The organism is Paracoccus zhouxuedongae, from assembly GCF_041927815.1.
Classification (GTDB): domain Bacteria; phylum Pseudomonadota; class Alphaproteobacteria; order Rhodobacterales; family Rhodobacteraceae; genus Paracoccus.
This window is the reverse complement of record NZ_JBHFHM010000003.1, coordinates 156327-169069: the sequence shown is the minus strand read 5'-3', so window position 1 is coordinate 169069 and position 12743 is coordinate 156327. Positions and strand designations below refer to the sequence as shown.

The window sequence follows — 12743 nt, the reverse complement described above, 5'->3', positions numbered from 1 at the left end:
CGGGAAAAGCAGATAATCTGACTGAAATCATGCAGGATATGCATATGCGACCGCGCCGCTTTCTGCCCAACATGCCGCTGCTGATCGCGTTCGAGGCGGTGCTGCGCGAAGGCACGGTCAGCGCGGCGGCGCAGGATCTGGGGCTGACGCAAAGCACCGTCAGCCGGCTGATCCAGACGCTTGAGGCGCAGTTGGGCGTCGCGCTGTTTTTGCGTCACCGCAAGCGCCTGACCCCGACCGAGGCCGCGCTGCGTTTCGGCACCGAGATCAGCGCGGCGCTGGACCTGATCCAGCGCGGCAGCCTGTCGCTGGTGGCCAATCCCGATGGCGGGCATCTGAATCTGGCGGTGCTGCCGACCTTTGGCACCCGCTGGCTGGCGCCGCGCCTGCCGGGGTTCCTGTCGGCGCATCCGGGTGTGTCGGTGAACCTCACCACGCGCTTTCACCGCTTCGGCTTTCAGACCGAACCCTTTGACGCGGTGATCTTTTTCGGCCAGCCCGACTGGGCCGATGCCGATCATCTGAAGCTGTTTTCCGAACGCATCACCGCCTGCGCCGCGCCGGATCTGCTGGCGCGCCAGCCGATTGCGGCGCCGTCCGATCTGGCCGGGCAGATGCTGTTCCAACTGCCCACGCGCCCCGGTGCCTGGGCTGACTGGTTCGCAGGTCAGGGGGCCACGCCGGTGGCGGCGCAGGGCATGGTGATGGATCAGTTCTCGATGGTCATTCAGGCCGCCATTGCCGGAATGGGGATCGCGCTGCTGCCCGATTACCTCGCCCGGATGGAGATCGCCGAGGGCCGCCTTGCCCCGGTGCTGCGCCCGGCGGTGCCGTCACGCGGGGCCTATTGGCTGGCCTGGCCACGGGCGCGCGGCGGGTTGAATGCGTTGCGCGCCTTTCGTGGCTGGCTGGCGCAGGCCGCCGGTGATCAAGAGGCCGCCGACCGCGCCAGAAACTCGGCCACAGCCTGACGCATCTGCGCGCCCGTTACCCCCGGCTGGGCCGCGCGTTCGGCCACCCGGTCCGCCAGCCCTGCCAGATCGGTGTGCCGGATCAGATGCTTGACCGGCCCGATCGAGGCCGGACGCATCGACAGCATCGGCACACCAAGCGCGGCCAGGGTCAGCGCCTCGATCGGGCGGCCCGCGTCCTCGCCGCAGAAGGACAGGCTGGTGCCATTGTCGCGGCAGCGCGCGATGATCTGGCGCAGCATCGCCAGATAACTGGGTTCCAGCATGTCATAGCGCCGCCGCACCCGTTCGTTTTCGCGGTCGGCGGCAAAGAAGAACTGTTTCAGGTCGTTGCCGCCGATCGACACGAAATCGCAGGACTGGAAAAAGCTGTCAGGCGCGAAGGCCATCGAAGGCGTCTCAATCATCGCGCCGATTTCCAGCCGTTCGGGCACGGCATGGCCCAGCCGGGCCTCGGCCTGCACCTCGTCCAGCAGCATCTGGCGGGCGGCGTCGAACTCGGCCGGGATGGCGACAAAGGGGAACATGACGCTCAGCGGCCCGCCCTCGGCGGCGCGGATCAGCGCCTGCAACTGCATCCGCAACACGCCGCGCTTGTCCAGCCCCACCCGGATCGCGCGCCAGCCCATCGCGGGGTTCGGCTCATCCTGGGGTTTCATATAGGGCAGCACCTTGTCGGACCCGATGTCCAGCGTGCGGAACACCACGCGCTTGCCATCGGCCGCTTTCAGAACCCGGCGATACAGCGCCGCCAGTTCACCCCGTCGCGGCACGCGCGAACGGGTCAGGAACTGCAATTCGGTGCGGAACAGCCCCACCCCCTCGGCCCCCGACCCGGCCAGCGAGGGCAGATCGGCCATCAGCCCGGCGTTCATCACCAGTGCCACCCGCTGCCCGTCAGCCGACACCGCCGGCAGGTCGCGCAGGCTGGCATAGCGTTTCAGCGCCTCGGCCTGCATGGCGATCTTGTCGCGGAAGGCGGCAGCCACGGCATCCTCGGGGCGCAGATGAACCACGCCCATGTCGCCGTCGACCAGAATCGGATTGCCGTTCAGCGCCTCGGCCACGATCCCCGCCGCATGGATCACCAGCGGGATCGACAGCGCCCGCGCCACCACCGCCGCGTGGCTGCCGACCGACCCTTCCTCAAGCACCACGCCGCGCAGCTTGCGGCCATATTCCAGCAGTTCCGCCGGGCCGATATTGCGCGCCACCAGCACCGGATTGTCGGGCATCGCGGCGCCGGTATCGGCCCCCTGCCCGGTCAGGATGCGCAGCAGCCGGTTCGCCAGATCGTCCAGATCGTGCAACCGGTCGCGCAGATAGGGGTCGGGCGATTGCTGCATCCGCGCGCGGGTCGAGGATTGTTCCTTCTCGACCGCCGCTTCCGCCGACAAGCCCAAGCCGATATCCTCGCACATGCGGCGCTGCCAGCTGCGCGAATGCGCCAGCATCTTGTAGGTTTCCAGGATGGTGCGGTTTTCGCCGCCATCGGTTTCGGCCAGCATCGCGTCGATCTGAACGCGCAGGGTCTCGATCCCGTCGATCAGGCGGCGGGTCTCGGCCTCGGGGTCGTCGGCGACGGGATTGGTGATGACCACGCGCGGCTCGTGCAGCCAGACCCGGCCTTCGGTCGCGCCCTCTTGCCCGGTCGCGCCGCGAAAGACCACCGGATAGGTATGCACGGCGGTGCTGCCATCGGTCAAGAAAGCGCCCAGTTCGGCCATTTCGGCCAGAACCATCGCCACGACCTCAAGCCCGTAGACCTCATCCTCGGAAAACTGGCGGGCGGTCTTGGACTGCACCACCAGAACCCCGGTCACCTCACCGATGCGCTGGATCGGGACGCCCAGGAAGGATGAATAAATCTCCTCCCCGGTTTCGGGCATGTAACGGAAGCCCTTTTCGGCGGGGGCATTCGCGGTGTTGATGGGCGTGGCGTGGCGGGCGACGCGGCCAACCAGCCCCTCGCCGATGCGCAGCCGGGTCTGGTGGACGGATTCGGGCTTCAGCCCCTCGGTCGCGCACAGTTCCAACGTATCGGCGTCGCGGAACAGATAGACCGAGCAGACCTCGGACTGCATGGAATCGGCGATCAGATCGGTGATCCGGTCCAGCCGATCCTGCCCCTTGCCGGGCATCGCCAGCGTATCGCGCAGCCGCCTTAGCAGTTTGCGGCTGTCGCTTTCGCTGCGCTCCGGCATCGGGTCAGGCCTCGTGTTGGGGCGCGCCCCGCGCGATCAGGACGCCTTTTCCAGTTCAAAGGCATCATGCAGGGCCTGCACGGCCAGTTCCATATATTTCCGGTCGATCAGCACCGAAATCTTGATCTCGGACGTGGCGATGACCTTGATGTTGATGTTTTCGGCAGCCAGTGCCTTGAACATCCGCGCGGCAACGCCCGCGTGCGACCGCATCCCGATGCCCACGACCGAGACCTTGGCCACATCGGTATCGACCACCAGATCGTCATAGGCGATCTGACCGGCGGCCTTGGCATCCTCCATCGCCTTCTTGGCGCGGGCGACCTGGTTGATCGGGCAAGAGAAGGTCATGTCGGTCACCGAACCGGGGTGATCGTCATAATCCTTTTCCGAAATGTTCTGCACGATCATGTCGACATTCACGCCCGCATCGGCCAGCGGCGCGAAGATGGCGGCGGAAATGCCGGGCCGGTCCTCGACCGTCACCAGGGTGATCTTGGCCTCGTCGCGCGAATAGGCGACGCCAGAAACGACTTTCGATTCCATGATTTCATCCTCGTCGCAGACCAAAGTGCCAGAATTTTCGTCGGTATCCTCAAAGGACGACAGCACCCGCAGCCGCACCTTGTAGCGCATCGCCAGTTCGACCGACCGGGTTTGCAGAACCTTGGCGCCCAGGCTGGCCAGTTCCAGCATTTCCTCGAACGCGATCTTGGACAGCTTGCGCGCCTTGCCGCTGATGCGCGGGTCGGTGGTATAGACGCCATCCACGTCGGTATAGATGTCGCAGCGTTCGGCGCCAAAGGCGGCGGCAAAGGCGACGGCGGTGGTGTCGGACCCGCCGCGGCCCAGGGTGGTGATGCGGTTGTCGGGCGCGATGCCCTGGAAACCGGCGACCACGGCGACCTTCATGCCCTCGGCGAACTTGGCGTCGATATTGGCGCGCGGAATGTCCACGAACCGCGCCGCGCCGTGCTGGGCGGTGGTCATGATCGGCACCTGCCAACCCTGCCACGACCGCGCCGGCACGCCCATTTCCTGAAGCGTCAGCGCCATCAGCCCGGCGGTCACATTCTCGCCGCTGCTGACCACTGCATCATATTCGCGCGCATCGAACAGGGGCGAGGTCTGTTCGACCCAGCCGACCAGCTCATTGGTCTTGCCCGACATCGCGCTGACAATGACGATGACATCGTAGCCGCGCTCGACCTCGCGCCGGACCTTTTCGGCCGCATTGCGGATGCGGTCGAGATCGGCCACCGAGGTGCCGCCAAACTTCATGACGAGAAGCGCCATCCTGCCCCCCTGAACGCCCCCCATCGGGGCCGTGCGCTTCTTAGGGCCAGCCGGGGCCAAGGGCAAGGGCCATGGGCCGCAACGCCTTGCCCGGCGCGATGTTTTCGCGCACAACCGCCGTGAAGGAGTGACGATGGACGACGCCCCCTATTCCTCGCGCGTGCTGTTTTCGCGCATGTGGCGCGATTATTTGCGCGGCCACACGCCCACCATGGCACTGGCCATGCTGTTCATGGTGATCGAAGGCTCGACCCTGGCGGCGCTGTCGTGGTTGCTGAAGCCGCTGTTCGACCGGGTGTTTCAGGGCGGCGATACCGGCGCGATCTGGATCGTCGGCGGCGCGATCTTCGGCCTGTTCCTGATCCGCGCCATCACATCCGTCGTGAACCGCGCGCTGCTGACCAAGGTGTCGCTGGCGGTATCGACCCAGATGCAGACCGATCTGATGCGGCATCTGATGACGCTGGACGGGCCGTTCTTTCAGAAGAACCCGCCCGGCGCGCTGATCGAGCGGGTGCAGGGCGACACGATCGCAGTGCAGGGCGTCTGGTCGACCTTCATCACCGGGGCCGGTCGCGATGTCGTGTCGCTGGTGTCACTGTTCGCCGTGGCGCTTGCCGTCGATCCGAAATGGACGCTGACCGCGCTGATCGGGGCGCCGCTGCTGATCCTGCCGACGCTGGCGGTGCAGCGCTACATCCGCACCAAGATGCGCCAGACCCGCGCCAATGCCAGTGCCCGCGCCACCCGTCTGGATGAGGTTCTGCACGGCATCAACGCCGTCAAGCTGAACCGGATGGAGGATTACCAGATCGGCCGCTTTGCCGGCATCGTCGAGATGATCCGCAAGGCCGAGGTGAAGATGGCAGCCTCGAACGCGGCGATCCCGGCGCTGATCGACGTGGTGACCGGGCTTGGCTTTTTCGGGGTGCTGATGCTGTCAGGGCGCGAGATCGTGGCCGGCACCCGCACGGTGGGCGACTTCATGTCCTTCTTCGCGGCCATGTCGCTGGCCTTTCAGCCGCTGCGCCGTCTGGGCGGGCTGACCGGCACCTGGCAGATCGCGGCGGCCAGTCTCGAACGGCTGTATCGGCTGTTCGACACCCGCGCGACGATCACCAGCCCGGCGCAACCCCGCCCGGCACCCACCGACACCACGATCCGGCTTGAGGATGTGCATCTGTCCTATGGCGATCTGGCGGTGCTGAACGGTCTCAGCTTTACCGCCGAGGCCGGGCAGACCACCGCCCTGGTCGGCCCCTCTGGCGCGGGCAAGTCAACGGTGTTCAACCTGCTGGCGCGGCTGGTCGATCCGGGCAGCGGGCGCGTCACCATCGGCGGCGTCGACACCCGCGACATGGCGATCACCGATCTGCGCGACATGCTGTCTATGGTCACGCAGGAAGCCGCGCTGTTTGACGAAACCATCCGCGAAAACGTCATTCTGGGTCGCCCCGTTGCACCCGAGGCGCTGGACCGCGCGCTGACCGCCGCCCATGTCAGCGACTTCCTGTCTGGGCTGCCGCAAGGGGTGGAGACCCCCGCCGGGCCGCGCGGCTCGGCGCTGTCTGGGGGTCAGCGGCAGCGCGTCGCCATCGCCCGCGCGCTGCTGCGCGATGCGCCGATCCTGATGCTGGACGAGGCGACAAGCGCGCTGGATGCCGCATCCGAACGGCTGGTGCAGACCGCGCTTGAGGATCTGTCGCGCGGCCGCACCACGCTGGTCATCGCGCATCGGCTGTCGACGGTGCGGCAGGCTGACAAGATCGTGGTGATCGAGGCCGGACGGGTTGTGGAACAGGGTCGCCATGACGATCTGTTGGCACAGGGCGGGCTTTACGCCAGCCTCTGCGCCCTTCAGTTCGGAGACCCCGCATGACGACCCGCCGCCTGATCGCCGTGACCGGCCCGGATGCCGCCCACTACCTGCAAGGGCTGGTCACGAACGACATTCGCAAGGCCACGGACGCCCCGATCTATGCCGCGATGCTGACTCCGCAGGGCAAGTATCTGGCCGATTTCTTCATCCTTCCGCAGCCGGGCGGCTATGCGCTGGACGTAGCCGAACATCAGGCCGACGCCCTGTTGCGCCGCCTGTCGATGTATCGCCTGCGCGCCGCCGTCAATCTGGCGCTGACCGACACGCCGGTCGCGCGTGGCACCGGCCCGGCGCCCGATGGCGCGCATCCCGACCCGCGCCACCCGGCGCTTGGCTGGCGTGCCTATGGCATGGCGGGCGATGACGGCAGCGATTGGGATGCGATCCGGGTCGCGCATTGCATCCCCGAAACCGGCATCGAACTGACGCCTGACAGCTATATTCTGGAGGCCGGGTTCGAGCGCCTGAACGGCGTCGATTTCCGCAAGGGCTGCTATGTCGGGCAAGAGGTGACGGCCCGGATGAAGCACAAGACCCAGCTTGCCAAGGGGCTTCTCACCGTCGACATCGACGGCAGCGCCCCGCCCGGCATGCCCATCACCATGGCCGACGGGCGCGAGGCCGGGGTGATCTTTACCCAATCCGGCGGCCGGGGCATCGCCCATCTTCGCTTTGACCGGATCGGACCGGGGCTGACCGCAGGAACGGCGCAGATCACGGCCGCCCCTCCGGCGTGAGTGGCCAGGACGACCCCGCCCACCCGCGCGGACCCGAGATCCGCCGCATCATCCATGTCGATATGGATGCCTTTTATGCCTCGGTCGAACAGCGCGACAACCCCGACCTGCGCGGCCGCCCGCTGGCCGTGGGCGGCGCACGGGCGCGCGGTGTGGTCGCGGCGGCCAGCTATGAGGCGCGCCGCTTTGGCGTGCGCAGCGCCATGCCCTCGGTCACCGCGGCGCGGCTGTGCCCCGATCTGATCTTCGTCAAACCCCGGTTCGAGGTCTACCGCGCCGTCAGCGCCCAGATCCGCGCGATCTTCGCCCGCCACACCCCGGTGATCGAACCGCTGTCACTGGATGAGGCCTATCTGGACCTGACCGGCCGCCTGGCCCCCGGCCAATCCGCAACCAGCGTCGCCCAGGCGATCCGGGCCGCGATCCGCGCGGAAACCGGTCTGACGGCAAGCGCGGGGGTCAGCTATAACAAGTTCCTGGCCAAGCTCGCCTCGGATCAGAAAAAACCCGACGGCCTGTTCGTGATCCCGCCCGAGGCCGGGCCGGATTTCGTGCTGACCCTGCCGGTCGGGCGCTTTCACGGCATCGGCCCGGCGACGGCCGCCAAGCTGGAGGCGATGGGCATCCTGACCGGCGCCGACCTGCGCGCCCAGCCCGAGACCACCCTGACCGCCCGCTTCGGCAAGGCCGGGCGCTATTACCACCAGATCAGCCGGGGCATCGACGACCGCCCCGTGCGCCCCGACCGCGAACGCAAATCGCTGGGGTCCGAGACGACATTCTTCACCGACCTGTTCGACCTGGCCCAGATGCAGATCGCCTTGGCCCGGCTGGCGGGCAAGGTCTGGGATCAGGCGGCGGCCAAGTCGCTGACCGCCCGCACCGTCACGCTGAAGGTGAAATACGCCGACTTCCGCCAGATCACCCGCGCCCGCACGCTGGATCACCCGGTGAGCGGCGCGGCGGAACTAACCGATGTCGCGGTTGACCTGCTGCGGCCCGTCCATGCCGACCCGGCGGGCGTGCGCCTGCTGGGAGTCACGCTGTCGCATTTCGACATGTCCGGCGGCGGCGACCCGCAACTGCCGTTGCTGTGAGTATTTTTGCAAAGAGGAATTGCTGATTTCCTCTTTGCCCAAATACTCATCCAACCGAAGGTTCAGGCGCGTTCGGAATATTCCATGAACTCGGTATGAACGATGATCTCCTCGTCCTGGCCGATGAAGGGCGGCACCATGATGCGCACGCCATTGTCCAGGATCGCGGGCTTGTAGCTGTTGGCCGCCGTCTGGCCCTTGACCACCGGCTCGGTCTCGACCACGCGGCAGCGGACCTTCTGCGGGATCGACACCGCCAGGGCCTCATCGCCGAAATACTGGATGCTGGCCATCATCCCGTCTTGCAGAAAGGGGCGGCGGTCGCCCAACAGGTCGGCGTCCAGCTCGGTCTGCTCGAACGTCTCGCTGTCCATGAACACCAGCTTGCCGTCGGTTTCATACAGGAACTGCTGGTCCTTCATGTCCAGTTGAACCTGGTCAACCTTGTCTTCCGACCGGAAGCGTTCGTTCAGCTTGCGGCCGTCGCGCAGGTTCTTCAATTCGACCTGGGCAAAGGCGCCGCCCTTGCCGGGCTTGACGTGGTTGACCTTTACCGCGGCCCACAGACCGCCATCATGTTCCAGAACCGCGCCGGGGCGGATCTCGTTGCCGTTGATCTTGGGCATGTTCGACCTATCGGGGGATGGGGCGATCCTTGATCGCCGGGATTTGGCACCTATATACAGCCGGTTGTCTGCTGGCAACGGCCACAGGACGGGCCGCAGAACTGCACCCTGTTTGCCGGTCATCCGCTCGTCATGCGCCGCGTGCAAGGCTGGCATTCGGATTAAACATTACCGAATCACGGCGGGTCCGGCCTATGTCGGCAGTTACCGCTAAACGCAAGAGCAATAAGAAGGACCAGGTTGATGCGTGATTTTGTTGACGGTTCGGCGTTCAACTATGAACAGGGTCAGCGCGCGCGCAAGCTGTTTGCCGCCGTGGTGCTGGCCGCGCTGGATGACGCTATCGCCGACGACAAGAAATATGGCAATGGCCCGGAGCAGATTGCCCGCTGGGCGCGGTCGCGCGACGGGCGCGAAGTGCTGTCCTGCGCCGGCATCGACCCCAACGAACGTGTGGTCAAGGGCCTGATGGAGTTCGTGTCCAAGGGCGTGCGCACCTCGGTCGCGCTGTCGCGTGAGGAAAGCGAACGCCGGATGCTGGCCGAGATGGACGAGGCCGAAGCCGCCTGATCGTCCGCGCTGCCAGATGCAACCGGGGCCGGGCGGCCCCGGTTTTTTCATGCCCTACACCGTGTGCAGATACAGGTCGTAATCCACATCGGCGATGGTGCGGGCAACGCGGGCATATTCGGCGGCCTTGATGGCGCAGAAGGTGCGGTGCATGTCCGCGCCCAGGGCGTCCTTCAGGAAGCCTGATCCTTGCGCCGCGCAGATCGCCTCGCGCCAGTCGCCGGGGATCGGCAGGTCGGCATCGCCTTCATAGCCATTGCCACGGGTTTCCGGGCCGGGGTCGATCTGGCCGTCCAGACCGTGCCGGATCGCCGCCAGCACCGTTGCGCCGACCAGATAGGGGTTGGCATCGACGCCCGCAGGCCGGTGTTCGATCCGCCGCGCCCGCAACTCGCCGGCCGGAATCCGCAGCGCGACCGAGCGGTTGTTCACCCCCCAGTTCGGGCTGACCGGCGCATAGGATTGGTTGGCAAACCGCCGCCAGCTATTCGCATGGGGCGCAAAGACCAGCATCGATTCCCCCATCGTGGCGCGCATCCCGCCAAGCGCGTGCAACAGGGTGGGCGTCCAGTTGCCTTCGGTCGCCTCGGCAAAGACGTTCTTGCCTGCATCGTCCAGCAGCGAGACGTGGAAATGCATTCCCGACCCGGCGTAACGCTCGATCGGCTTGGCCATGAAACAGGCGGTGACGCCGTGGCGGCGGGCTTGCAGGCGGACGATGCGCTTCAGCCGGATCAGGTCGTCGGCGGCGGCCAGCACATTGGTACGATAGTGCAGCGTCAGTTCATATTGGCCCGGCGCATATTCGGAAATCACCGTCTCGGCACGAATGCCCATCGCCTCGGCGGCGGCGTAGATATCGGAAAACAGCGGCTCCATCCCGTGCAGGTGATCGACGGAATAGACCTCGGTTTTCATTGACCTGCGGCCATCCAGCACGGCGGCGGCGGGGCGGGCATAGCCGTCCTCGTCCAGCTTGGGGTCCAGCAGAAAGAACTCAAGCTCGAAGGCGCCGCAGGGATGCAGGCCGCGATCGGCCAGGGCCTGCACCTGCCGCGCCAGCGCGTGACGGGGGTCGGATGTCATCGGGCTGCCGTCCAGATGATACAGGCTCATCAGCACCTCGCCGCGCGCGGGGTTTGTGCCGTGCAGCGGCGCCAGCGTGCCGGGGATCGGCCAGGCGCGCAGATCGCCATCGCCCTGATCCCAGATAAGCCCGGTTTCATGCACATCCTCGCCGCAGATATCCAACCCCAGGATCGAGATCGGCAGGTGTCGGCCGCCGGTGAACAGGCCCTCCAGCTCATGCCGGCGGATGATCTTGCCGCGACCGATGCCGTTGGCGTCGGTCAGCACGATGTCGATGGCTTCGATCTGCGGATGCGCCGCCAGAAAGGCGCGCGCCTCGTCTACCGAGGCGCCCGAGGGGCAGGTCATGTCACTTGTCCTTGAAAAGCGCGGCCAGCACGGCGTCGAAGGCGGCGATCAGCCGGTCGATCTGCGCCGTCGAGGTGACGGGGCTGACCAGCATCATGTTGTGAAAGGGCGCGATCAGGCAGCGGCGGTTCAGCAGCATGGCATGAACCACGGCCTCGACCTGAGGGGCATGGGCGCGGGCGGCCTCGGCGCCGTTCTTCAGGCGGTCGGGCCAGCAGATGAACTCGACCCGCGCGCCGACCCGGACGACATGCCAGGGCGCCTTGTGGCGGGCGATGGCTGCGGCAAGGCCAGCCTCAAGCCGCGCCGCGCCAGCCTCCATCCGCGCGAATGCCTTGCGCGTCGCCACCTTGTCCAGCGTGGCGCGCAGGCAGGCCATCTGCATCGGATTGCCCGACAGCGTGGTGCCCATACCCGAATGCCCCGCCGGGCGCGCCGCGTCATAGGCGGCAAAGCGTTCGGCCAGCGCGGGCGTCATCCCCCAGACGGCGGCGGGCATCCCCCCGGCGATGCATTTGCCGATCACCAGAATGTCGGGCGACAGGCTGTGGACGCGCGCATAGCCGCCCAGACCCGAGGACTGGCTGTGGGTTTCGTCGATGATCAGCAGCGCGTCATGTTCGCGGGTCAGCTTGCGCAGGCCGTCGTGGAACCCGGCATCGGGCAGCACCATGCAGGAATTGGTCATCACCGGCTCGGTCAGCAGGGCGGCGATGTCACCCTGTGCCAGGGCGACGCGGACGGCCTCGATGTCGTTGAACTCGACGACCACGGCGGTTTCGGTCAGATCAGCGGCCTGTCCGACCAGACCGGGGCGGGCGGCGGTGTGGCCGGTGTCGTCCAGACAGACCATCGCCTCATCCACGGTGCCGTGATAGCAGCCGTTGAACACCAGCACCTTGGGCTTGCCGGTCACGGCGCGGGCCACGCGCAGGGCAAAGCGGTTGGCATCGGTGGCGGTCGTGGCGACCTGCCACCGCATCCGGCCAAAGCGGTGCGACAGCGCCTGACCCACGGCCAGCGCATCCGGCGTGGGCAGCATCGTCGCCAGCCCCTGCCGGGCCTGGGCGCGGATCGCACGGGTCACGGCGGGCGGCGAATGGCCGAACATCGCGCCGGTATCGCCCAGACAGAAATCGTCGATATGGTGGCCGTCCAGATCGGTGATCGTCGCATCCTGCGCATGGGCGACGATCATCGGAAACGGCTGCGGCCAGTCGCGCATCCAGTGCATCGGCACGCCATTCAGCCAATCGCCCGCATGATCGCGCAACGCCTTGCGCGTCTTGGGGCGGGCGGCGGCATAATCGCGCCCGGCCTTTTGGGCCAATTTGGCCAGGCGGGCGGGATCAACCCCGCCGAGATTGGATGTCTGCGCCGTCATTCTGCCACCTGTCTGGTGGGCCACAGCTTAGCCAAGCGCCGCTGCCGGTCAAGCTGACCGTGGCGGCACGGCCTAGTCGGGGGCGCGCAGGATCGTCGGCACCGCCGGGGCGGTGTCACCATGGCCGCGCCCCTCGGGCAGCTTGCCGGTGGCGGTCGCGCCGGTCGGGCGGTCGGCCTCGGCGGCGCTGTCGCCATAGGTCGCCCAGTCGACATTGCCCGCCGCCCGCGACAGATCGCGCTGCCGCCAGTTCCAGTGCAGATGCGACTTGGCGATGAAATGCCCGGTGATCGGCGCGGTCAGGAACAGGAACAGGGTGATCAGCAGCTCATGAAAGGTAAAGATGCCCTTCTGCGTCCAGAAATACAGCATCGAGGCGATCAGCGCCCCACCCACGCCCAGCGTCGTCGCCTTGGTCGGCGCGTGAAGCCGCGTCATCGGATCGGGCAGCTTGACCAGCCCCAGCGATCCGACCAGCCCGAACACACCGGCAATCACCAGCATGGCCGAGATCAGGATTTCCGCAATCAACTGCATCATCG

At 66.7% G+C, this 12743-nt stretch carries 11 protein-coding genes; 5 read left to right on the top strand and 6 right to left on the bottom strand.

Going from position 1 to position 12743, the window contains the following annotated elements; translation table 11 throughout:
- Positions 1 to 29 precede the first annotated feature (29 nt).
- Positions 30 to 971 (top strand): LysR family transcriptional regulator, encoded by a 942-nt coding sequence (locus ACEYYA_RS05530; protein ID WP_374798432.1) that lies wholly within the window; start codon positions 30 to 32, stop codon positions 969 to 971.
- Here the strand turns inward: ACEYYA_RS05530 and ptsP are convergent.
- Both ptsP and ACEYYA_RS05520 read right to left on the bottom strand, forming a co-directional pair.
- Entirely contained in the window at positions 929 to 3175 is a 2247-nt protein-coding gene (gene ptsP, locus ACEYYA_RS05525) for a phosphoenolpyruvate--protein phosphotransferase (protein WP_374798430.1), read from the bottom strand. The two genes, ACEYYA_RS05530 and ptsP, sit on opposite strands and share 43 nt — an antisense overlap.
- A 36-nt stretch (positions 3176 to 3211) precedes the next feature.
- Positions 3212 to 4471 carry an aspartate kinase gene (locus ACEYYA_RS05520; protein ID WP_374798428.1) on the bottom strand — a complete coding sequence of 420 codons (1260 nt, stop codon included), beginning with the start codon at positions 4469 to 4471 and terminating at the stop codon, positions 3212 to 3214.
- 133 nt (positions 4472 to 4604) lie between these two features.
- On the opposite strand from ACEYYA_RS05520, the gene ACEYYA_RS05515 reads away from it, so the two are divergent.
- The 3 genes from ACEYYA_RS05515 to dinB are packed head-to-tail and all read left to right on the top strand — an operon-like array spanning position 4605 to position 8184.
- Complete coding sequence (locus ACEYYA_RS05515) at positions 4605 to 6350, top strand: ABC transporter ATP-binding protein (protein ID WP_374798426.1); 1746 nt, start codon at positions 4605 to 4607, stop codon at positions 6348 to 6350.
- Positions 6347 to 7087 carry a CAF17-like 4Fe-4S cluster assembly/insertion protein YgfZ gene (gene ygfZ / locus ACEYYA_RS05510; protein ID WP_374798424.1) on the top strand — a complete coding sequence of 247 codons (741 nt, stop codon included), beginning with the start codon at positions 6347 to 6349 and terminating at the stop codon, positions 7085 to 7087. The genes ACEYYA_RS05515 and ygfZ overlap by 4 nt, the downstream gene beginning before the upstream one ends.
- Positions 7084 to 8184, top strand: a complete 1101-nt coding sequence (gene dinB, locus ACEYYA_RS05505) for a DNA polymerase IV (RefSeq protein ID WP_374798422.1) — start codon at positions 7084 to 7086, stop codon at positions 8182 to 8184. Before ygfZ ends, dinB begins: the two co-directional genes overlap by 4 nt.
- A 62-nt stretch (positions 8185 to 8246) precedes the next feature.
- Here the strand turns inward: dinB and efp are convergent, their stop codons facing one another.
- Entirely contained in the window at positions 8247 to 8810 is a 564-nt protein-coding gene (gene efp / locus ACEYYA_RS05500) for an elongation factor P (protein ID WP_374798420.1), read from the bottom strand.
- A 243-nt stretch (positions 8811 to 9053) separates the two neighbouring features.
- Between efp and ACEYYA_RS05495 the strand changes: the two genes are divergently transcribed.
- Positions 9054 to 9380: a DUF6280 family protein gene (locus ACEYYA_RS05495; protein WP_374798418.1), complete on the top strand. Its 327-nt coding sequence runs from the start codon at positions 9054 to 9056 to the stop codon at positions 9378 to 9380.
- A 54-nt stretch (positions 9381 to 9434) separates the two neighbouring features.
- Here the strand turns inward: ACEYYA_RS05495 and ACEYYA_RS05490 are convergent, their stop codons facing one another.
- The 3 genes from ACEYYA_RS05490 to ACEYYA_RS05480 form a co-directional block, all read right to left on the bottom strand.
- Positions 9435 to 10817 carry a glutamine synthetase family protein gene (locus ACEYYA_RS05490; RefSeq protein WP_374798416.1) on the bottom strand — a complete coding sequence of 461 codons (1383 nt, stop codon included), beginning with the start codon at positions 10815 to 10817 and terminating at the stop codon, positions 9435 to 9437.
- Position 10818: 1 nt separating this feature from the next.
- Entirely contained in the window at positions 10819 to 12201 is a 1383-nt protein-coding gene (locus tag ACEYYA_RS05485; protein ID WP_374798414.1) for an aspartate aminotransferase family protein, read from the bottom strand.
- Positions 12202 to 12273: 72 nt separating this feature from the next.
- A complete protein-coding gene (locus ACEYYA_RS05480) occupies positions 12274 to 12738 on the bottom strand; it encodes a Na+/H+ antiporter subunit G (protein WP_374798412.1) in 465 nt (154 codons plus the stop codon).
- Positions 12739 to 12743: the final 5 nt, after the last annotated feature.